The organism is Pseudomonas sp. JV241A, assembly GCF_900275665.1.
Classification (GTDB): Bacteria; Pseudomonadota; Gammaproteobacteria; order Pseudomonadales; family Pseudomonadaceae; genus Aquipseudomonas; species Aquipseudomonas wadenswilerensis.
On the sequence record NZ_OPYO01000011.1, the window covers coordinates 1 to 20741 of the forward strand.

The 20741-nt window shown below is 61.4% G+C and carries 16 protein-coding genes and 1 pseudogene; 5 read left to right on the plus strand and 12 right to left on the minus strand.

Annotated features, from left to right (window positions below; translation table 11 throughout):
* Positions 1-317 (plus strand): annotated as a pseudogene (locus tag JV241A_RS05845) (PLP-dependent cysteine synthase family protein); the annotation flags it as partial.
* 101 nt (positions 318-418) lie between these two features.
* Here the strand turns inward: JV241A_RS05845 and JV241A_RS05850 are convergent.
* The 3 genes from JV241A_RS05850 to JV241A_RS05860 form a co-directional block, all read right to left on the minus strand.
* On the minus strand, positions 419-2032 hold the full coding sequence (locus JV241A_RS05850; protein WP_134061553.1) for an NAD(P)/FAD-dependent oxidoreductase: 1614 nt from the start codon (positions 2030-2032) through the stop codon (positions 419-421).
* Positions 2033-2138: 106 nt separating this feature from the next.
* Positions 2139-2813, minus strand: coding sequence for a hypothetical protein (locus JV241A_RS05855; protein ID WP_134061554.1), 675 nt, complete (start codon positions 2811-2813; stop codon positions 2139-2141).
* A gap of 70 nt (positions 2814-2883) precedes the next feature.
* Positions 2884-3483 carry a short chain dehydrogenase gene (locus JV241A_RS05860; RefSeq protein WP_115085662.1) on the minus strand — a complete coding sequence of 200 codons (600 nt, stop codon included), beginning with the start codon at positions 3481-3483 and terminating at the stop codon, positions 2884-2886.
* Positions 3484-3590: 107 nt separating this feature from the next.
* Here JV241A_RS05860 and JV241A_RS05865 point away from each other — a divergent pair, with 107 nt between their 5' ends.
* Complete coding sequence (locus JV241A_RS05865) at positions 3591-4499, plus strand: LysR family transcriptional regulator (RefSeq protein WP_115085663.1); 909 nt, start codon at positions 3591-3593, stop codon at positions 4497-4499.
* A 2-nt stretch (positions 4500-4501) separates the two neighbouring features.
* Here the strand turns inward: JV241A_RS05865 and JV241A_RS05870 are convergent, their stop codons facing one another.
* The 6 genes from JV241A_RS05870 to JV241A_RS05900 all read right to left on the minus strand — a co-directional run bounded on the left by JV241A_RS05870 (position 4502) and on the right by JV241A_RS05900 (position 9881).
* Positions 4502-4738, minus strand: coding sequence for a hypothetical protein (locus JV241A_RS05870; protein ID WP_115085664.1), 237 nt, complete (start codon positions 4736-4738; stop codon positions 4502-4504).
* Positions 4739-4883: 145 nt separating this feature from the next.
* Complete coding sequence (locus tag JV241A_RS05875; protein ID WP_115085665.1) at positions 4884-5585, minus strand: ABC transporter ATP-binding protein; 702 nt, start codon at positions 5583-5585, stop codon at positions 4884-4886.
* A complete protein-coding gene (livG, locus tag JV241A_RS05880) occupies positions 5586-6353 on the minus strand; it encodes a high-affinity branched-chain amino acid ABC transporter ATP-binding protein LivG (protein ID WP_115085666.1) in 768 nt (255 codons plus the stop codon).
* Entirely contained in the window at positions 6350-7606 is a 1257-nt protein-coding gene (locus JV241A_RS05885; RefSeq protein WP_115085667.1) for a high-affinity branched-chain amino acid ABC transporter permease LivM, read from the minus strand. The genes livG and JV241A_RS05885 overlap by 4 nt, the downstream gene beginning before the upstream one ends.
* Positions 7603-8526: a high-affinity branched-chain amino acid ABC transporter permease LivH gene (livH, locus tag JV241A_RS05890; protein WP_045185823.1), complete on the minus strand. Its 924-nt coding sequence runs from the start codon at positions 8524-8526 to the stop codon at positions 7603-7605. The genes JV241A_RS05885 and livH overlap by 4 nt, the downstream gene beginning before the upstream one ends.
* Positions 8527-8753: 227 nt before the next feature.
* Positions 8754-9881 (minus strand): branched-chain amino acid ABC transporter substrate-binding protein, encoded by a 1128-nt coding sequence (locus tag JV241A_RS05900; RefSeq protein ID WP_115085668.1) that lies wholly within the window; start codon positions 9879-9881, stop codon positions 8754-8756.
* 361 nt (positions 9882-10242) lie between these two features.
* On the opposite strand from JV241A_RS05900, the gene JV241A_RS05905 reads away from it, so the two are divergent.
* On the plus strand, positions 10243-10548 hold the full coding sequence (locus JV241A_RS05905; RefSeq protein WP_115085669.1) for a DUF2288 domain-containing protein: 306 nt from the start codon (positions 10243-10245) through the stop codon (positions 10546-10548).
* A 179-nt stretch (positions 10549-10727) separates the two neighbouring features.
* Here the strand turns inward: JV241A_RS05905 and JV241A_RS05910 are convergent, their stop codons facing one another.
* Positions 10728-12908, minus strand: coding sequence for a hypothetical protein (locus tag JV241A_RS05910; RefSeq protein ID WP_115085670.1), 2181 nt, complete (start codon positions 12906-12908; stop codon positions 10728-10730).
* A gap of 201 nt (positions 12909-13109) precedes the next feature.
* On the opposite strand from JV241A_RS05910, the gene JV241A_RS05915 reads away from it, so the two are divergent.
* Positions 13110-13997 carry an NAD(P)-dependent oxidoreductase gene (locus JV241A_RS05915; protein WP_115085671.1) on the plus strand — a complete coding sequence of 296 codons (888 nt, stop codon included), beginning with the start codon at positions 13110-13112 and terminating at the stop codon, positions 13995-13997.
* Here the strand turns inward: JV241A_RS05915 and JV241A_RS05920 are convergent.
* Complete coding sequence (locus JV241A_RS05920; RefSeq protein WP_134061555.1) at positions 13897-16173, minus strand: EAL domain-containing protein; 2277 nt, start codon at positions 16171-16173, stop codon at positions 13897-13899. The two genes, JV241A_RS05915 and JV241A_RS05920, sit on opposite strands and share 101 nt — an antisense overlap.
* Positions 16174-16451: 278 nt before the next feature.
* Here JV241A_RS05920 and JV241A_RS05925 point away from each other — a divergent pair, with 278 nt between their 5' ends.
* Positions 16452-17804: an MFS transporter gene (locus JV241A_RS05925; RefSeq protein WP_134061556.1), complete on the plus strand. Its 1353-nt coding sequence runs from the start codon at positions 16452-16454 to the stop codon at positions 17802-17804.
* Positions 17805-17891: 87 nt separating this feature from the next.
* Here the strand turns inward: JV241A_RS05925 and rapA are convergent, their stop codons facing one another.
* Positions 17892-20738: an RNA polymerase-associated protein RapA gene (gene rapA / locus JV241A_RS05930; RefSeq protein ID WP_115085674.1), complete on the minus strand. Its 2847-nt coding sequence runs from the start codon at positions 20736-20738 to the stop codon at positions 17892-17894.
* Between the last annotated feature and the right edge of the window lie 3 nt (positions 20739-20741).

A 20741-nucleotide genomic window follows, 5' to 3' on the forward strand; every position in this document is an offset into this window, starting at 1 on the left:
TGGTCAAGGTGCCGGACGCCCTGTCCCTGGCGGCCATGCATTANCTGGCCCAGCGCCTGGGANNGCGTGTTGGCGGNTGCAGCGTCACCAACCTGATTGNCGCCCTNGCAGCGGCGCAGCANATGNGCGNGGCGGGGGAGGCCGGGTCGATCGTGGCAATACTGTGTGATGGCGGCGATCGCTATGCGACCACGTACTATGACCAGGACTGGTTGAGCGGGCAGGGGTATCAGCTGGAGGGGATGATTGCGGCGGTGGCTGCTTGTGTCGAGCGCGGTGAGGCGTTGCCGGCGTCGGTATTGCGCGAGGGTGTTTGAAGGCGGGCTGCCTTGCAGCCCATCGCCGGCAACGCCGGCTCCCACAAATCAGGCCCTTGTGGGAGCCGGCGTTGCCGGCGATTACTGTGTTGCGGTATGAATCAGGCCTGCAGACCGAGCATGCTGCGCGCCACCGCTTCAGCAATGCGAATCCCGTCAACACCCGCCGACAGGATCCCGCCGGCATAACCTGCACCTTCACCCGCCGGGAACAAGCCCTTGAGGTTCAGGCTCTGCATGCTGGCATCACGGGTGATGCGCAGCGGCGATGAGGTACGGGTTTCGATCCCGGTCAATACCGCGTCAGGCAGGTTGTAGCCCTTGATCTGCCGATCGAAGGCCGGGAGGGCTTCACGAATGGCTTCGATGGCAAAGTCGGGCAGGCTCGGGGCCAGGTCGCCCAGGCTGACACCTGGCTTGTAGGACGGCTCGACACTGCCGATGGCAGTGGACGGCCGTCCGGCGACAAAGTCACCGACCAGTTGCGCCGGCGCCTGGTAGTTGCTGCCACCCAGCACGTAAGCGTGGGCTTCGAGTTTTTCCTGCAGCTCGATACCGGCCAGCGGGCCACCCGGATAATCCTGCTCAGGGGTAATGCCAACGACGATACCGGAGTTTGCATTGCGCTCGTTACGCGAGTACTGGCTCATGCCGTTGGTGACCACCCGGCCCGGCTCGCTGGTAGCGGCAACCACGGTGCCGCCCGGGCACATGCAGAAGCTGTAGACCGAACGGCCGTTCTTGGCGTGGTACACCAGCTTGTAGTCGGCCGCGCCCAGTTTCGGGTGACCGGCATACTTGCCCAGGCGCGCCTGGTCGATCAGCGATTGCGGATGTTCGATACGGAAGCCGATCGAGAACGGCTTGGCCTCCATGAACACGCCGCGGGCATGCAGCATGCGGAACGTGTCACGGGCACTGTGGCCCAGGGCCAGGACCACATGGCGCGAATGCAGCTGTTCGCCGCTTTCCAGGACCACGCCGTTGAGCTGGCCGTCGTCCATCAGCAGGTCGGTGACCTTTTGCTCGAAGCGCACTTCGCCGCCCAGCGCGTGGATTTCGTGGCGCATGTTCTCGACCATGCCGGTCAGGCGGAACGTACCGATGTGCGGCTTGCTGACGTAGAGGATCTCGTCCGGTGCACCGGCTTTGACGAACTCGTGCAGTACCTTGCGGCCGTGGTGCTGCGGGTCCTTGATCTGGCTGTAGAGCTTGCCGTCGGAGAAGGTCCCGGCACCGCCTTCGCCAAATTGCACGTTCGACTCGGGGTTGAGCACGCTTTTACGCCACAGGCCCCAGGTGTCCTTGGTGCGCTGACGAACTTCCTTGCCGCGCTCAAGGATGATTGGCTTGAAGCCCATCTGCGCCAACAGCAGGCCGGCGAAAATCCCGCACGGGCCGAAGCCGACGACGATGGGGCGCTCCTGCAGGTCGGCAGGGGCCTGGCCAACCACTTTGTAGCTGACATCTGGAGCGACGTTGACGTTGTGATCGTCGGCGAACTTTTGCAGCAGTTCGGCTTCGTTGCTCACTTGCAGGTCGATGGTGTAGATGAACAGCAGCTCGCTGTTCTTCTTGCGTGCATCATAGCTGCGCTTGAACAGGGTGAAGTCCAGCAGTTGCTCGTCGCTGATCCCCAAGCGTTGCACGATGGCCTCGCGCAGGGCTTCATCAGGATGATCCAGCGGCAGCTTCAGTTCGGTGATTCGTAACATGGCAGGGTCCAGTATCCCGGCCATGAACGGCCGGCGGCTTTACACAAACCGCCAAGTATAAGCTGTTCGCCGCCTTTGCAGGCAGGTTAAACGCGTGCGCCGATGATCAGTCGTTGCGCGAGCCACCGTAATAGGCGCAGCCGCGCAGGGTCTGGCCGTCGACCCGCAGTTCGGCCCTCAGGTGCTGCACGCTGCCGGTGGCGCTGTCGACGCAGCGCTGCGGGGCGACCCAGAGTTCGACTTTCTGGCCGTTGGCCTCGGTGCTCAGGCTGAAGCGTCCGTCGGGCAGTTGTTCTTCCAGGTAGGGCACGGCCAGCGAAGGCTGACCGACGCGCTCCAGGACCATGCCCTTGCCGCCGGCCTTGAGGCTCCAGTCCGGCTCATGGCCGCTGGCGCGCAGGGTCAGGCGCTTGAAGTTGGGATCGCTGCAGGCGCTGCTGGAATGCTCGACGCGGTACAGGCGCTGCACATTCAACTGGCCATCGTTGCCGCCTTTCTGGCTGGCCGACAGCGTGCCGCGCACGTCGGCGAACAGGGTGCCGGGCGTTGCCGCCAGTGCGCTGGCTTCCTGCAGCAGGCCGGTGTTGCCGCTGTCATTGACAGCAAAGCGGCGGGTTTCTTCGCAGGGCTTGAACAGCAGTTGTCCGCCCTGGGCAGTCAGTTCGCCCTGCATGCGGGTCTGGCCTGCGGTAGAGGCGGCTTGCGGCTTTTCAGCCAGCATCTGGCAGCCGGCAAACAACGGCAACAAGGCGACAAGCAACAGCGAAGGGGCGGCACGCATCAAGCAAACTCCAGCATCTCGAGCAAAAGGTGCCGCCACGTTACGCAGGCTGCTCGCCGATCACAAGGCCTTAGCCAACCTGGTAGGTCTGGCCGGTCTGCATTCCTTCAACGCTCTTGGCATAGGCCAGTGCCACGTCGGCGGCCGGCACCGGCTTGAACCCGCGGAAATACGGAGCATAGGCCGGCATGGCTTCGACCAGTACGTTGGGGCTGATGGAGTTGACCCGCAGGCCACGGGGCAATTCGATGGCTGCCGCCTTGACGAAGGCATCGAGCGCGCCATTGACCAGGCTGGCCGAGGCGCCGGAGCGGATCGGGTCGCGGTTGAGAATGCCGCTGGTAAAGGTGAATGAGCCGCCATCGTTGATGAACTCGCGGCCGATCAACAGCAGGTTGACCTGGCCCATCAGCTTGTCGCTCAGGCCCAGGGCGAAGTGCTCCGCATTCATTTCATCAAGGGGGGCAAAGGTCACGTTACCGGCGGCGCAGACCAGGGCATCGAAGCGGCCGGTCTGTTCGAACAGGCGGCGAATCGAGGCGCTGTCGCTGATGTCCACCTGATAGTCGCCGCTGCTGCGGCCGATGCGCAGCACTTCATGACGTTGTTCCAGCTCTTTGGCAACCGCCGAACCGATGGTACCGCTGGCGCCGATCAACAGGATTTTCATTGAGCCATTCCTCGTGGGTAGTGAAGACAAGGCTCAAGTCTAGGGTGGATTTTTCTGCAGATAAGCGTGCTAATAGGCAACCTTTGGTTTTCATGTGGAAACAATCCATGAGCGACCTCGACGATCTGGCGGCCTTTGCCGCGTTGATGGATGCCGGCAGTTTCACCCTGGCCGCGCAGCAACTGGGCTGGAGCAAGGGGCAACTGTCCAAGCGCATCAGCGCCCTGGAAGCCAGCCATTCAGTGAAGTTGCTGCACCGCACCACCCGGCGCCTGAGCCTGACGGCTGCCGGCGCCATGTTGCTGCCTCAAGCGCAGGCGTTGGTGCGGCAGATGGAAGGGGCACGGCAAACCCTGGCCATGCTCAAGGACGAACTGGCGGGGCCGGTGCGTATCACCGTGCCGGTGTCGTTGGGGGAGACGTTCTTCGAGGGGTTGCTGATGGAGTTCGCCGCCACCTACCCGGACCTGCAGGTGGAGCTTGAGCTGAACAATGGTTATCGCGACCTTTTGGGCGAGGGTTTCGATCTGGCGATTCGTACCGAGGTGCAGGATGACGCGCGCCTGGTGGCTCGTCCGGTGCTGGCCATGCAGGAACTCACCTGTGCCAGCCCAGCCTATCTGCAACGTCATGGAGAGCCGCGGATACCGGCCGACTTGAGCGGCCATCGTTGCCTGCTCAATAGCCATTACAGTGGCCGTGAAGAATGGTTGTACCACCAGCAGCATGAATTGTTGCGGGTGCAGGTGGCCGGAAGCTTTGCGAGCAATCATTACAGCTTGCTGAAGAAGGCGGCACTGCTGGGTGCTGGCGTCGCTCGCTTGCCGTCGTACATGCTGCATGCAGAACTGGCGGACGGTCGCCTGCAGTGGTTGCTGCGCGACTATCAGACGCGCAGCGTACCGTTGTTTCTGGTACACCCCTATCAGGGCGGGATGCCGAAGCGGGTCCAGGTGCTGGCCGATTACCTGCTGGCCTGGTTCAGGCGTAGCAGTCAGGCGCTACGGACCCTCTAGGGTTACATCTTGTCGTCGTTCATTTCTTTTTTCATCATCTTGTCGTCCTTTTCCATCTTCTTGTCCTTGCTCATGTCCATCATCTTGTCGTCGGCCATTTTCTTGTCCATTTTCATGTCCTTGTCCATGCTCGCTTCCTTGCTCATTTTCATGTCGTCGGCAGCCTGTACCGCAGGCAGGAAGGCCAGGGCCGAGCCCAGGGAGAGGATGAGTGCGGCGGCGCTGAGGGTCTTGTTCATGATGAGGCTCCAGTAGTAAGAGGAGGTAAGAGCCAGTGGTTCTGGCTCACCTGCAGCACTAGAGTCCCTTGCCCGGGAGGCGTTACAGCGGGCAAGAAAAAAGGCCCGAAGGCCTTTTTCCTGATGTTGCATGCAACCGTGGGTATCAACCGCCCAGGTAGGCGTCACGAACCTTAGGATCGGTCAGCAGCGCTTCACCGGTACCTTCCATCACTACCCGGCCGTTTTCCAGCACATAGGCACGGTCAGCGACTTTCAGCGCCTGGTTGGCGTTTTGTTCGACCAGGAACACCGTGACGCCATCGCGGCGCAGTTGCTCGATGATGTCGAAGATCTGCTGGATGATGATCGGCGCCAGGCCCAGTGACGGCTCGTCAAGCAACAGCAGCTTGGGCTTGCTCATCAGCGCACGGCCGATGGCGAGCATCTGCTGTTCGCCGCCGGACATGGTGCCGCCGCGCTGGCTGAAGCGCTCCTTCAGGCGCGGGAACAGTTGCAGGACCTTGTCCATCTGCTCCTGGTAATCGCCCTTGTTGGTGAAGAAACCGCCCATGGCCAGGTTCTCCTCCACGGTCAGGCGGGCGAACACCCGGCGGCCTTCAGGGACCACGGCGATGCTTTTGCGCATGATGTGCGAGGACGGCTGGCCGACCAGTTCTTCACCCAGGTAGCGGATGCTGCCGCTTTGGGCCTGCGGCGAGCCGCAGAGGGTCATCAGCAGGGTCGACTTGCCGGCGCCGTTGGCGCCGATCAGGGTGACGATCTCGCCCTGGCGGATCTCGACGTTGACGCTGTGCAGTGCCTGGATCTTGCCGTAGAAGGTGGAAACGTTTTCGAACTGCAGCATTTACGCTTCCCCCAGGTAGGCTTTGATCACTTCAGGGTTGTCGCGGATCTGTTCCGGCGTACCGTCGGCCAGGGGCGTGCCCTGGTTGATCACCACGATGTGGTCGGAGATGCTCATGACCAGCTTCATGTCGTGCTCGATCAGCAGCACGGTGACGTTGTGCTCTTCGCGCAGCACGGTGATCAAGGCCTTGAGGTCTTCGGTCTCTTTCGGGTTGAGGCCGGCCGCCGGTTCGTCGAGCATGATGATCCGTGGGCGGGTCATCATGCAGCGGGCGATTTCCAGGCGCCGTTGCTGGCCGTAGGCAAGCGTGCCGGCGGGGCGGTTGGCGAACTCGAGCAGGTTGACCTTCTCCAGCCAGTACCGTGCGTACTCTTTTGCTTCGAGCTCACTGCGGCGGAAGGACGGGGTCTTGAGCAGGCCGGCGAAGAAGTTGGTGTTCAGGTGCCGGTGCTGAGCGATCAGCAGGTTTTCCAGGGCGGTCATCTCTTTGAACAGACGCACGTTCTGGAAAGTCCGCACCACGCCCTTGCGGGCGATCTGATGGCCGGCCAGGCCCTGGATCGGCTGGCCGTCGAGCAGGATGCTGCCGGCGCTCGGCTTGTAGAAACCGGTCAGGCAGTTGAACACCGTGGTCTTGCCGGCGCCGTTCGGGCCGATCAACGCCACCACCTGTTTTTCCTTGACGGTCAGGGCCACGCCGTTGACCGCCAACAAGCCGCCGAAGCGCATGCTCAGGCCGCTGACTTGCAGAATTTCGCGGCTCATCGACGCAGCTCCATATGTGGACGTTGCATAGGCAGCAGGCCTTGCGGACGCCAGATCATCATCAACACCATCAGCGCACCGAACATCAACATGCGGTATTCGCTGAACTCACGCATCAGTTCCGGCAGCAGGATCATCACGATGGCCGCGAGGATCACGCCCAGTTGTGAGCCCATGCCGCCGAGCACGACGATGGCGAGGATGATGGCCGACTCGATGAAGGTGAACGACTCCGGTGTCACCAGGCCTTGGCGCGCGGCGAAGAAGCTGCCGGCGAAACCGGCAAAGCAGGCACCCAGGGTGAACGCCGAGAGTTTGATGATGGTCGGGTTCAGGCCCAGTGCGCGGCAGGCGATCTCGTCTTCACGCAGGGCTTCCCAGGCGCGACCGATCGGCATGCGCAGCAGCCGGTTGATCACGAACAGCGCCAGCAACGCCAGCAGCAGTGCCACCAGGTAGAGGAAGATCACCTTGTTGATCGAGTTGTACTGCAGGCCGAAGAACTCGTGGAAGGTCTGCATGCCCTCGGCGGCCTTGCGTTCGAAGGTCAGGCCGAAGAAGGTTGGTTTCTCGATGTTGCTGATCCCGTTTGGACCGCCGGTAAGACCGGTGAGGTTACGCAGGAACAGACGGATGATCTCACCGAAACCCAGGGTCACGATGGCCAGGTAGTCGCCGCGCAGACGCAGTACCGGGAAACCGAGCAGGAAGCCGAAGGTCGCCGCCATCAGGCCGGCGATCGGCAGGCAGATCCAGAAGCTCAGGCCGTAGTAGTGCGACAGCAGGGCATAGCTGTAGGCGCCGACGGCGTAGAAGCCGACATAACCCAGGTCGAGCAGGCCAGCCAGACCGACCACGATGTTCAGGCCCAGGCCCAGCAACACGTAGATCAAAATCAGGGTGGCGATGTCGACCGCGCCGCGCGAGCCGAAGAACGGCCAGACCAGCGCAACCATGATCAGACCGATGATGACCCAGCGTTGCGTCTTGGGCAGGGTCAGGAAGTTGCTCATGGCCGGCGAGATCAACTTGCGGCTCGAACGGCGGCTGGTTACCGCGCTCCACTGCTTGTCGAACAGCACGCGCAAGAACATCAGCACCGAACACACGGCGATGACCGTGAGGGTGAACGGCCCTTGGCTGTGGACGATCAGGTTGATGCCGTCGATGCTGAGTTTCAGGCCAAGCACCGGGAAGGCGACGGCCCAGACCAGCAAGGCGCTGAAAAACGCTTGTTTGAGATTTTTGTTCATACTTTTTCAACCTCCGGACGGCCGAGAATGCCGGTCGGACGGAACAACAGCACCAGAACCAAGAGACCGAACGCCACCACGTCCTTGTACTGGTCACCGAAGATATCGGCGCCAAAGGCTTCAGCCACCCCCAGCACCAGCCCGCCGAGCATGGCGCCCGGAATGCTGCCGATGCCGCCCAACACTGCCGCGGTAAAGGCCTTCAGGCCCACCAGGAAACCGGCGTTGGGGTTGATCACCCCGTACTGCATGCTCAGCAGCACGGCCGCCACGGCTGCCAGGGCAGCACCGATGACGAAGGTCAGGGCGATGATGTTGTTGGTGTTGATGCCCAACAGGTTGGCCATCTTGATGTCTTCGGCACAGGCCCGGCAGGCCCGGCCCAGACGCGAGCGGGAGATGAACAGGGTCAAACCGGTCATGGCCACCAGGGTGACGATGAAAACCAGGATCTGCATGTAGGAGATCAGCACTTCCTCTGCGCCGCCCGGGCCGAAGGAGATACTCCCAGGGATCAGGTTGGGGATGGACTTGTCCTTGGAGTCCTGGGATAGCAATACGGTGTTTTGCAGGAAAATCGACATGCCAATGGCAGAAATCAGCGGGATCAACCGGTTGCTGTTACGCAACGGACGGTAGGCGACCCGTTCGATACTGTAGCCATAGGCACTGGTTACGAAGATCGTGGCGACGAAGGCGACGGTCATCAATATCGGCAGTGAATCGATACCCATCATGGCCAGCCCGGCAAGGGCGATGAAAGCCACGTAGGAACCGATCATGTACACCTCGCCATGGGCGAAGTTGATCATTCCAATGATGCCGTAAACCATTGTGTAGCCAATGGCTATCAAGGCATAGGTGCTGCCAATGGTCAGGCCATTAACCAGCTGTTGGAAGAAGTGATAGATCTCAGGCATTACAGCGCTCCTAAAAACCTGATACGCATTTCACTGGTGGGGGTGCCCCCGGCCCGGTCTTGTGGTCTTGGCCACTTCGGCACAGGCAACTGCCAGCGAACCGCTGGTGACGGTTTTAAGATTTTCAGGTGAACCTGCTCCCGGATCGCGGGAATCAGGCCCATGAACCTCGTAAAACAAAGCCCACTGCTCGCACAGTGGGCTTGTAGTCATATAGTCAGACGGGATTACTGAGGAGAAACTTCGGTTTTAGGTTTGCCGAAATGCCATTCGTAGACCACGAATTTGAAGTCTTTCAGGTCGCCTTTGGCGTCGTACGACAGGTCACCGGTCGGGGTCTTGAAGGTGCCGGCGTGGATGGCTGCAGCCACCTTGTCGGTGTCTTCGGACTTGGCGGCCTTGATGCCTTCGGCGATCAGCTCGACAGCCGAGTAAGCCGGGAACACGAACGGGCCGCTTGGGTCTTTGCCGTCGGCCTTGATGGCATCGGCGATTGCCTTGTTCGCAGGGTCGGCGTCGAAGGACTTCGGCAGGGTGACCAGCAGGCCTTCGGAAGCGTTCTGGGCGATTTGCGAGATGGAGTCGTTACCGACACCTTCTGGGCCCATGAACTTGGCGTTCAGGCCTTTCTCCTTGGCTTGGCGCAGGATCAGGCCCAGCTCTGGGTGGTAGCCGCCGTAGTAGACGAAGTCGACGTTGGCTTGCTTGAGCTTCTGGATGATCGAGGAGAAGTCCTTGTCGCCGGCGTTCAGGCCTTCGAAGACGGCAACCTTGGTGCCTTTGCCTTCCAGGGTCTGCTTGACGGCGCTGGCGATGCCTTCACCGTATTGCTGCTTGTCGTGCAGTACGGCAACGATTTTAGGTTTGACGTGGTCGGCAATGTAGTTGCCGGCTGCCGGGCCCTGGGCGCTGTCCAGGCCTATGGTACGGAAGATCAGCTTGTAGCCGCGGGAGGTGATTTCCGGGCTGGTGGCGGCCGGAGTGATCATGATCACGCCTTCGTCTTCGTAGATGTCGGACGCAGGCTGGGTGGAGCTGGAGCACAGGTGGCCGACCACGTACTTGACGCCGTCGTTGACCACTTTGTTGGCGACTGCCACGGCCTGTTTAGGGTCGCAGGCGTCATCGTATTCTTTGGCTTCAAGCATCTTGCCGTCGACGCCGCCCTTGGCGTTGATGTCCTTGATGGCCTGTTTTGCACCGATGAACTGCATGTCGCCGTACTGAGTGACCGGGCCGGTTTTCGGGCCGGCGATGCCGATCTTGATGGTATCGGCTGCAAACGAATGGCTGGCAACCCCGGCCAGAACCATTGCGGCAAACAGCTTGGAAATCTGCTTAGTAGCCTTACTCATAGTGCTCCACTCATTCTGTTGTAATTTTTATAGTCCTGGCGGCCAGAGCTTGAGGACCGGATCAGGTTCCATGGGAGGCCACGCCTCGTCACGGACCCGGATAACCCCCGGATTGGCCCTGGCAACTGTACCGGTACAGTGTAGAGCGCTGCTTTGTCGCTTGAAAAGCAGGCCCGCTGGGGCAAAATCAGGGGTGTCGCCTAATCGACAGAAAGTTATAGAAAAACGCCACTGGCTAGCCAGTTTTACTGGCCCATCCCGGGCATTTACCACCTTGTCGATCAATTACTTATTTTGAAACTGGGTTTTTCTGCAAAAATACCGACCTTTATCGCGGTCGAATTATTTCTGGTAGGAACCCATGACAGATCAACCAAGCACCCTCTATGCCAAATTGCTCGGCGAGACTGGAAGAATCGAGTGGAAAGCGCTGGAGCGTTTTTGGGCCAAGGGTGACCTGATTTGGGTCGACCCAACCCTGGACCTGATCGAAGTTGCACAGGCAATGGCCGAAAACCGTAGCGAAACCTTCGCTGAGTGGCGTAATGCTGGCACTGTCGGCCCGGTCACTGCAGAGCAGGCGCTAGACCTTCAGAACCGCGACCCAGAGATCTGGGCCGTGGTGGTCTCGCCGTTCATTGTGATTCAGGAAAAGACCAACGGTTGAAAGCGCGCCAAAATGGTGCGTGAAAATGCACAGCGAGGAGGTTTTGGTGCGCGGGACTGTTCAGCCGGGGTGGCTGTTGGTAACAGTTGGGTGTGCCGAGAGAGTACGGTAACAGTCTGATCGCGGGGCCAGCCCGCTCCTACAGATGTAGGAGCGGGCTGGCCCCGCGATGCTTTCAATCAGTAATCCACTTTCCCGGTGTGGCTGTTCAAAGAGATCACCCGGGTCTTGCCAATGCGGTGACGGTAAATCTCACGCAGGTATTTCACCGCTTTCTTCACGCATTCGCGTGACAGCCGGATGTCATTGATCGAGACGAACTTGCTCTTGTCGTTGATCAGCTCGCGGTATTTCTTCTCGTACATCGGTTTGATCGCGTACCAGTTGGTATCGAGGATCTTCGCCGGGTTCTCGAATTCGTTGAGCAGCTCATCGATGCGGTCTTCATCGAAGGCGTCGCTGGTGATGAACTCGAGGATGGCATTGTCCAGGGTATCGTCGAAGCGGTACGGGTTACGCGCAAAGCAACGCTTGATGAACGCCACGATCAAGGTCAGGAAGTCGTCCGACAGGCACGGGCTCTTGGCGATCAGGGTGGTCAGCGAGAGGTTGGCCGAGGCGCCGATGACCAGCGCGTAGCGCTTGAGCGTGGTGTTGGGGAACAGGCTGTTGAGGTGGGTCTTGAGCCGGTTCAGGTCCATGTACGACAGCTTGTAGTCCTTGGGCAGGGAGACGATCGACACCACCGACGAGCAATTCTTGAAAAAGTGCAGGTCGTGCAGCGCCGCTGCGTCATAGCCGGAGGCCTGGTATTGCTCCAGGGCGGCGCGGTAGCGGCGGGACTCGATCGGCAACAGGCTGATACCTTCGATCGCCTGGGTCACCTTGTTGAAATGCGGCAGGTCGATGGAACGGAAGAACAGGTCGTCGATGTTCAGCCGCGGCTGCTCTTTCTCGAACACTTTGAACTTGTCCGAGCTTGGCGACGGCTGTTCCGGTACCACCGATTCGGCATAGGCAATGGCCACGGGGCCGGCCAGGCTCATGAACAGGTCGTTGGCATCCAGGCGGATGGTTTCGCCGATGTCGATGCCGGCACGGCGGAAGTAGTTCTGGTCGTAGTCGGTGGTTACCGCCTGGGCGGTGAGGATGTTGAAGATCTGCTGGGAGATGTACTGGTTGGCGTGCTTCTCCATGGCATTGACGTCGATGTTCTGGATGTTGCCGTCATCGTTCTCTTCGGCGTAGCGCATGATGTCGTTGGAAATCAGCATCATCGCGTTCCACGGGCGGATGCGGCCCATGACGCTGGCTTCGCTGCTGTCTTCATTGTCGAAGTTGTAAGAGAAGTCCCATTCCTCCGACAAATACTTGCACAGCAGCCGCCCGGCGTTGATGTGCAGGGCTTCGGACATTTCGCTGCGGTGATCGGAAATGTTTGGCAGCACGCAGATGCCGCTGGTGAAGATCGGCTCGAAGACGAACGAATGACCGCTCTTGCCGTCGTTCTCGTCGGCCGGCTTGGTGTCGAAGGTCTTGTTCATGTACGAGTACTGCTGGGCCAGGCCAAATTCCGAAGCCATGCCCGAACCCGTACCGCCACCGGCGCTGAAGATGTAGAAGTACAACCGCGACTGGTTGGCCTTGATCCCGCAGGAGTCGATCAGGTACGAGTGGATCAGCTTCCAGTCCGCGCTGGAAAAGCGGTGGGTTTCCTTGTTGAGGATGATCTTGGCCAGGTACTGGCCGAGGATCGGCGCGTTACCGGCGCCACCGGCATGGACTTCCGAGAGGTCCATGATCTTCATCTTGCTGTAGTCGCGGATAAAGCCGCTCTTCTCGCCCTTGCGCGAAAAGCGGATGCGCCCGGCGATGTCCTTGTCGAGATCACCGAGCATGACCAGTGGCTCTACCAGGAATACCGGTTTGCTGCCCTTGTTCTGCACCAGGCGCAGGTTGTTGCGAATCCAGCGTGCCGGGCTGTAGTTCGGTTCGCTGCCGGCGCGGTCTTCGTTGTTGAATTCGTTGAGGTAGAAGGTCCTGGCGTTGTATACAAGTTCTGCAACATCCAGGGCGATGTTCGAGCCACAACGGCCCAGGCCGATCAGGCACACCGAAGGAAACTGCTGGTCCAGGCGCAGTTGGGTGTCGTCTTCGACATGCACGCTGGGCGGAAACACCAGGTCGCGCAGGCCGTCGAGGTTGTCGAGGATGCGCTGGATATCGGTCTCGGTGAAGTACAGGTACTGCTGCGGGTTAAGCGCCCGCGGGCTGTAGAAACTCGAGCCGGGAGCGCTGTACGCGGGAGTGGATGAAGTCAGCTCGGAAACCGCGTTGGCAGAAGTAGTCTTGGAGGTCATTTTGCGCCATTTGCCTGGAGGTGGGTGGCTGTTCTAGTAGGTAGCATAGAGCCATCACTGGATGAGGTTCGCGACTGTATCAGTGCGCATTTGGCGTGAGCGATAGGGGTTAACCCTATGCCTATGTAGGTGTTTTCCTTGCCACGCCTGCAAACTGAATCGTCCGATCAGTCAACTTCTTTAATCTGTCTGGAGCTTTACATGAGCACTGCACGTCCTTCGTTGGGGTTTGCCGGTATCGGGTTGATGGGCTTGCCGATGTGTCGTAGGCTGTTGGCGGCGGGTTATCCGCTGACGGTGTGGAACCGCTCGCCGGACAAATGCGCCGAACTGGTCAAGGCCGGTGCCCGCCAGGTGGCGACCCCGGCCGAGCTGTGCCAGCACGCCGATGTGTTGATGCTGTGCCTGGCCGACACGGCCGTGGTGCGCGAGGTAGTGTTTGGCGAACAGGGCATCGTTACCGCGGGCAAGGCCGGTCAGTTGCTGGTGGATTTCTCCAGCCTTGAACCGACAGCCACCCGCGAGATGGCCAGCGAGTTGGCAGCGAAGACCGGCATGGGCTGGCTCGATACCCCGGTATCCGGCGGCACTCCGGGCGCCGAAGCCGGTACCTTGGCGATCATGGTCGGTGGTGCGGTGGCGGACCTTGATCGCGTACGCCCGGCGCTTTTGACCCTCGGCCAGCGCGTGACCCACATGGGACCGGTCGGGGCAGGGCAGGTGACCAAGGCCTGTAACCAGATGATCGTCGCCTGCAATGCGCTGGTAATTGCCGAAGTGGTGGCGCTGGCCGAGCAGTCGGGCGTGGACGCCAGCCTGATCGCCGAGGCGTTGGCGGGTGGTTTCGCCGATTCAAAGCCGCTGCAGATCCTTGCCCCGCAAATGGCCGAAAGCCGTTTCGAGCCGGTGAAGTGGCACGTGCGCACCTTGCTCAAGGACCTGGACACCGCGGTGAAATTTTCCCGCGAACAGGGTTCGTCGACGCCGATCAGTGGCCTGGCCGCCCAACTGATGCGCTTGCATGGTAGTCAGGGCTATCTGCAAAAAGATCCGGCGACCTTGATTGATCTGTACCGGCGTAAGGATTGAAGCTGCTCAGCGCCTGTTCATGGCGCTGGTTGAGCTCGCCAAGGATCGGCCGCAGTTCACCCAGCGGTACTGGCCGGCTGAGCAGATAACCCTGGAGGAAATCGCAGCCTTGCTGGGCGAGGAACTGGTACTGCTCGATGGTTTCGACGCCTTCGGTGATCACCTGCAGGTGCAGGGTGTGAGCCATGACGATGATTGCCTGGACGATTTCCATGTCCTGTCGGCAACGCGGTACATCCTGAATGAACGAACGATCGATCTTCAGGGTGTCCAGCGGCAGGCGCTTGAGGTAGGCCAGTGACGAGTAGCCGGTGCCGAAGTCATCGATCGACAGCGACACGCCCAGGGCACGGATGCCCTTGAGCAGGGTGATGGTGGTGTGGATGTTGCCCATCAGCGCGTTTTCAGTGACTTCCAGTTCCAGTTGGTGCGCCGGGATACCGGCCTGGCGCAGGGCATCTTCAACCTCCCGGGCCAGTTCCTCGCGGGCCAGGGTCAAGGCCGAGCAGTTGACCGTCACCTTGAGCCCGTCATAACCGTGCCGGTTAAGTTGGGCCAGGTCTTCGCAGGCATGGCGCAGTACCCAGAGGTCGAGTTCGGCGATCAGGCCATTGGCTTCGGCAATGCCGATAAAACGGTCGGGGCTGAGCAGGCCATGCTGCGGGTGCTGCCAGCGCACCAGTGCTTCGAGCTTGGCGACCTGGCCGCTATGCAAATCGAAAATCGGTTGGTAGTGGATGCGCAGGCCCCGCTCTTCCAGAAGGGCGATACGCAGCTCCTCCTCCAGTTGCAGCTCGAGGGTGGCGCGGGTTTTCAGGTTGCTGTTGAAGAAATTCAGGTTATTGCGCCCGCAGCCCTTGGATTGGTACAGGGCCAGGTCGGCGTTTTTCAGCAGCTCTTCACAGCTGCGGCCATCGTCGGGAAACACGCTGATACCGATGCTGGTGGTCATGACCATGCGCCGCCCGGCCAGGTCGATCGGCTCTTTCATCTTCTGCATGATGCGCTGGGCCAGGTGCCGGGCCTCGTCGCGGCTGTGCAGGGCGGTGAGGATGCAGAACTCGTCGCCGCCAAAACGGGCGACCACATCCTGGCTGCGGGTGGCGGTCTTGATATGCGTGGCAATCACCTTGAGCAGCTCGTCGCCAGCGTCATGACCGAGGCTGTCGTTGATACGCTTGAAGTGGTCGATATCGAGGAACATCACTGCCAGCATGCCGTCATTGGCTGTTTGTTCGGCCAGGCGCTCAGCGAACACCTGGTTGAAGCCGCGACGGTTGACCAGGTTGGTCAGGGCGTCGTAGTGGGCGGCCTGCTGCAGGGAGACCCGGGCCTGGTCCAGTTGGCTGAGCAACACGTTGACCCGGCGCAGGTCGTGCTCCTTGCTTTGCAGCTTCTTGTCCGAAAGCGCGGCGCTGATGCTGCTGGCGCTGATCAGCAGGGTGATAAAGGCGATGGTCAGGCTCAGTTGCAGGCTGTTGTCGCTGACCGGCAGCACCAACGGGGTGTCTGGGGGAATCACCAGGGTCAGTGCCGCCATCCCCAGCAGGTGGGTGCCGACAATGCCAGCGGCCATCAGCAGGCTGGCGCCGTACTTCATCAGTTGATAAAGGGTGCCGCTGCCGTTGCGAAAGAAGCGGGCGAACAGCAGCGCTGCCAGGCTGGTAGCGATTGCGGCGGCGACGGAGGCGGCGAACAGGTCGGGGCGATAGAACTGCTGGGCGGTCGAGCGCATGGCAGCCATGCCGGTGTAGTGCATGGCGACGATGCCCAGGCCGAAGCAAACCGCCGCTTGCAGGTAGTGGCGTGGCCGCAGTTCCTGGCGGCCGAGGGTATTCATGGCCATCCAGCCGGCCAGCAGCATGATCAGCAGCGACACCCCGGTCAGGGCTACGTCGTAGTGAACTTCCAGCGGTGTCTGCAAGGCCAGCATGCTGATGAAGTGCATGGCCCAGATGCCGCCAGCCAGACAGCAGGCACCGAGCAGGCGCCACTGCCGCTGGGCTGCGGGCAATTCGACGTGGCTCAGGCGTTCGGCCATGTCGAGGGTGGCGAAGCTGCCAGCACAGGCAATCAGGAATGCAAGCAGCACCAGGTAGGGGTTATGCCTGCAATCAATCAGGATCTGTCCGGTTGCCGGAAGTTCGGCGAGCATTTCTAGCCCCAGCCACTCCATAGCATTCCTCGTCGTCGAGTGTGCACTCGTCCCCCAATCGCCCGCTCGGAGACCGTTCTGCAGGAGTATAGGAACTCAGCATTAGCCCATCCTGATTAATGGCACATTGACTCCTACGATTTGGTCATTGAGCCAATAGCGCCGGGTTCTAAAACTGCAAATGGTTACAATTACCCAGTATCAGTGCGGTCAATGGTGGCAGACAGATCGCAGATGGCCCTCTAGATTCAGTTCGGTGTGCTGGAAAGCCCCGAACAATAACAACGAGGGACTGATCGATGCAGAGCTCCACTCAAGCGGCGAACGCCTGGCGAATCCTGTTTCTGTTGTTTCTGGCCAACCTGTTCAACTTCTTCGACCGCACCATTCCCGCCATCATCATCGAGCCGATCCGCCTGGAATGGCACCTGAGCGACTTTCAGATCGGTTTGCTCGGCACGGCCTTCACTCTGGTTTATGCGATTGCCGGGCTGCCGTTGGGGCGCTTGGCCGACAACGGTTCACGCAGCAAATTGATGGGCTGGGGGCTGATGGCCTGGAGCGGGCTGACTGCGGTCAACGGCATGGTCGGCAGTTTCTGGAGCTTTTTGCTGGTGCGCATGGGCGTGGGCATCGGTGAAGCCAGTTATGCGCCAGCCGCCAACTCGCTGATCGGCGACCTGTTCCCTGCTGAACGGCGGGCGCGGGCCATGGGCATCTTCATGCTCGGGCTGCCGTTGGGGTTGTTGCTGGCGTTCTTCACTATTGGTGCGATGGTGCAAGCCTTTGACAGCTGGCGGGCGCCATTCTTTATCGCTGCGGTGCCGGGGCTGTTGCTGGCGGTGTTCATGTTCATGATCCGCGAGCCGGCGCGCGGGGCGGCAGAGTCGGTGGCGATTTCCCAGGCGCCGCTGGACCGGCCGTTGCGCCGGGTCCTGAGCGTACCGACCTTTTGCTGGCTGGTGCTGGCCGGCCTGACCTTCAACTTTGCTACCTACGCGTGCAACTCGTTCATGGTGCCGATGCTGCAACGTTACTTCCTGCTCTCGCTACAGCAGGCGGCGGTAGCCACCGGGGTGATCGTCGGCCTGACCGGCCTGGTGGGCTTGACCCTCGGCGGCTGGATTGCCGACAAGGTGCACCAGCGCTTTGCCAACGGACGTTTGTTGTTCGGTGCCCTGAGCATGCTGATTGCGTCGCTGGCCACCGCCTGGGCATTACACGCGGGGCGCATCGAGATTGGCGTGTTCGTGGCCGTGTTCGGTGTCGGCTGGTTGTTTGCCTACAATTTCTATACCTGCGTCTACACCGCAATTCAGGATGTGGTGCAGCCGCGGTTGCGGGCGACGGCGATGGCGCTGTTCTTTGCCGGGCTTTATCTGCTGGGCGGCGGCTTGGGGCCGGTGGTAGTGGGGGCGCTGTCGGACCATTTTGCCGTGGCGGCGATGCAGGCCGCGGGGCAGGTGCAGATGAGCGAGGCGTTCAAGGCTGAAGGCCTGCATGGGGCGATGTACCTGATACCGGTGGCGTTGTCGCTGACGCTGGTGTTCCTGTTGTTCGCCTCTCGGTGCTTTAGCCGCGATGCGCAGAGGATGAGGGAGGGGATGGTGGCTGACAGCGAAATGCTGGCCGCCAAGCCTGTGGTGGCTTGAAAAAGCATCGCGGGTCAAGCCCGCTCCCACAGAATCACCAATATCTCTGTGGGAGCGGGCTTGCCCCGCGATTGAATACGACGCGGTTTATCCGGCGACCAACACCCGGATCGCTTCCAGGCGCAGCGCCGCTTTCTCCAGCATCGCCAGGCCTTGTTCACGCTGCTTGCGCAGGGCGTCGATTTCACTGTCGCGAACGGTCGGGTTGACCGCCTGCAGCGCAGTCAGGCGCGCCAGCTCTTCGTCGGTTTCGGCGGCCAGGCGGCGCTGGGCTTCGGCGACACGCTCGGCATGGCGCGGCATGATCTTGGCTTCGCCACCGTTGATCCGCGGCGCCAGCACGTCGCGCTGGGCCTGGATGAACTTGTTGGCGCTGGCCTTGGGCACGCTTTCGAGCTGGTCGTTGAGGGTTTCGAAGGAAACCCGCGAAGCCAGGTCGTTGCCGTTGGTGTCGAGCAGGCAGCGCAAGGCGGCTGGCGGCAGGTAACGGCCCAGTTGCAGGGCGCGCGGGGCAACCACTTCGCTGACGTACAGCAGTTCCAGCAGCACGGTACCGGGCTTGAGCGCCTTGTTCTTGATCAGCGCCACCGAGGTGTTGCCCATCGAGCCGGACAGCACCAGGTCCATGCCGCCCTGGACCATCGGGTGCTCCCAGGTGATGAACTGCATGTCTTCACGCGACAGCGCCTGGTTGCGGTCGTAGGTAATGGTCACGCCTTCGTCGTCGCCCAGCGGGAAGCTGGCGTCGAGCATTTTTTCGCTCGGCTTGAGGATCAGGGCGTTTTCCGAATGGTCTTCGCTGTCGATGCCAAAAGCGTCGAACAGGGTTTCCATGTAGATCGGCAGGGCAAACTGGTCGTCCTGCTCAAGAATCGCCTCGACCAGCTCCTGGCCTTCACCGGCGCCACCGGAGTTGAGTTCCAGCAGGCGGTCGCGGCCGCTGTGCAGCTCGGCTTCCAGGCGCTCGCGCTCGGCACGGGCCTCGTCCACCAGCGCTTGCCACTCATCGTCGTCACCGCTTTCGAGCAGCGGCAGCAGGCGCGGGCCGAACTGGTGCTGCAAGGCGTTGCCGGTCGGGCAGGTGGCGAGGAAGGCGTTCAGGGCCTGGTTGTACCACTGGAACAGACGCTCTTGCGGGCTGTTCTGCAGGTGCGGCACGTGCAGTTCGATGGTGTGCTTCTGGCCGATCCGGTCCAGACGCCCGATACGCTGCTCGAGCAGGTCCGGGTGGGCGGGCAGGTCGAACAGCACCAGGTGATGGGCAAACTGGAAGTTGCGGCCTTCACTGCCGATTTCCGAGCAGATCAGCACCTGGGCGCCAAACTCTTCGTCGGCGAAGTAGGCGGCGGCGCGGTCACGCTCAAGGATGCTCATGCCTTCATGGAACACCGTGGCCGGAATGCCGGAGCGCACGCGCAGGGCGTCTTCCAGGTCCATGGCGGTTTCGGCGTGGGCGCAGATCACCAGGACCTTGACCCGCTTGAGCATCTTCAGGGTGTCGATCAGCCAGTCGACCCGTGGGTCGAAACGCCACCAGCGCTCTTCTTCGCTGCCTTCGCCCTGGGACTGGAAGGCCACTTCCGGGTACAGCTCGGCGTGCTCGCCCAGCGGCAGCTCCATGTACTGGTCGGGGTTGGGCAGCGGATAGGGGTGCAGGTTACGCTCAGGGAAGCCCAGGACGGCGGCGCGGGTGTTGCGAAACAGCACGCGGCCGGTACCGTGGCGGTCAAGCAGCTCGCGGATCAAGCGGGCGCTGGCCTGGGTGTCGCCATCGTTGACCGCGGCCAGCAAAGCTTCGCCTTCGGCACCGAGGAATCCTTCGATGGTAGCGTGGGCCTTGGGCGACAGGCGGCCTTCGTCGAGCAGTTCCTGTACCGCTTCGGCTACCGGGCGATAGTGTTCGCTCTCGGCGCGGAAGGCGGCCAGGTCGTGGAAACGGTTCGGGTCGAGCAGGCGCAGGCGGGCGAAGTGGCTGTCCTGGCCCAGTTGCTCCGGGGTGGCGGTCAGCAGCAGCACGCCGGGGATGACCTCGGCCAGTTGCTCGACCAGGGCGTATTCGGGGCTGACCTGCTCTTCATGCCAGACCAGGTGGTGCGCCTCGTCGACCACCAGCAAGTCCCAGCCGGCGGCAAACAACGCGTCCTGGGCCTTCTCGTCTTCTGTCAGCCATTCCAGGGCGACCAGCGCCAGCTGGGCATCCTCGAAGGGGTTGCCGGCGTCGCTTTCGATAAAGCGCTCGACATCGAACAGGGCGACCTCAAGGTTGAAGCGCCGGCGCATTTCCACCAGCCACTGGTGCTGCAGGTTCTCCGGGACCAGGATCAGCACGCGGCTGGCGCGGCCCGACAGCAACTGGCGATGGATGACCAGGCCTGCTTCGATGGTCTTGCCCAGGCCCACTTCGTCGGCCAGCAGTACCCGCGGAGCGATACGGTCGGCCACTTCCCGGGCGATGTGCAGCTGGTGGGCAATCGGTTGTGCGCGGGTGCCGCCCAGGCCCCAGAGCGACGACTGCAGCTGACGGCTGGTGTGCTCCAGAGTGTTGTAGCGCAGCGAGAACCACGGCAGCGGGTCGATCTGCCCGGCAAACAGGCGGTCGCTGGCCAGGCGGAACTGGATGAAGTTCGACAGCTGGGTTTCCGGCAGGGTGCGCGCCTGGTTCTGGGCGTCGAGGCCGTGATAGACCAGCAGGCCGTCGACATCCTCGACCTCGCGCACGGTCAGCTTCCACCCTTCGAAATGGGTGATCTGGTCGCCAGGCGAGAAGCGCACCCGGGTCAGGGGCGCATTGCGCAGGGAGTACTGGCGGGTGTCGCCAGTGGCCGGGTAGAGCACGGTCAACAAGCGGCCGTCCTGTGCCAGAACGGTCCCCAGACCCAGCTCGGCTTCGCTGTCGCTGATCCAGCGTTGCCCCGGTTGATACTGCTGCGCCATACT

Coding starts and splice junctions, on each gene's coding strand:
- JV241A_RS05850 (WP_134061553.1), bottom strand. CDS start 2,032: ATGTTACGAATCACCGAACTGAAGCTGCCGCTGGATCATCCTGATGAA.
- JV241A_RS05855 (WP_134061554.1), bottom strand. CDS start 2,813: ATGCGTGCCGCCCCTTCGCTGTTGCTTGTCGCCTTGTTGCCGTTGTTT.
- JV241A_RS05860 (WP_115085662.1), bottom strand. CDS start 3,483: ATGAAAATCCTGTTGATCGGCGCCAGCGGTACCATCGGTTCGGCGGTT.
- JV241A_RS05865 (WP_115085663.1), top strand. CDS start 3,591: ATGAGCGACCTCGACGATCTGGCGGCCTTTGCCGCGTTGATGGATGCC.
- JV241A_RS05870 (WP_115085664.1), bottom strand. CDS start 4,738: ATGAACAAGACCCTCAGCGCCGCCGCACTCATCCTCTCCCTGGGCTCG.
- JV241A_RS05875 (WP_115085665.1), bottom strand. CDS start 5,585: ATGCTGCAGTTCGAAAACGTTTCCACCTTCTACGGCAAGATCCAGGCA.
- livG (WP_115085666.1), bottom strand. CDS start 6,353: ATGAGCCGCGAAATTCTGCAAGTCAGCGGCCTGAGCATGCGCTTCGGC.
- JV241A_RS05885 (WP_115085667.1), bottom strand. CDS start 7,606: ATGAACAAAAATCTCAAACAAGCGTTTTTCAGCGCCTTGCTGGTCTGG.
- livH (WP_045185823.1), bottom strand. CDS start 8,526: ATGCCTGAGATCTATCACTTCTTCCAACAGCTGGTTAATGGCCTGACC.
- JV241A_RS05900 (WP_115085668.1), bottom strand. CDS start 9,881: ATGAGTAAGGCTACTAAGCAGATTTCCAAGCTGTTTGCCGCAATGGTT.
- JV241A_RS05905 (WP_115085669.1), top strand. CDS start 10,243: ATGACAGATCAACCAAGCACCCTCTATGCCAAATTGCTCGGCGAGACT.
- JV241A_RS05910 (WP_115085670.1), bottom strand. CDS start 12,908: ATGACCTCCAAGACTACTTCTGCCAACGCGGTTTCCGAGCTGACTTCA.
- JV241A_RS05915 (WP_115085671.1), top strand. CDS start 13,110: ATGAGCACTGCACGTCCTTCGTTGGGGTTTGCCGGTATCGGGTTGATG.
- JV241A_RS05920 (WP_134061555.1), bottom strand. CDS start 16,173: ATGGAGTGGCTGGGGCTAGAAATGCTCGCCGAACTTCCGGCAACCGGA.
- JV241A_RS05925 (WP_134061556.1), top strand. CDS start 16,452: ATGCAGAGCTCCACTCAAGCGGCGAACGCCTGGCGAATCCTGTTTCTG.
- rapA (WP_115085674.1), bottom strand. CDS start 20,738: ATGGCGCAGCAGTATCAACCGGGGCAACGCTGGATCAGCGACAGCGAA.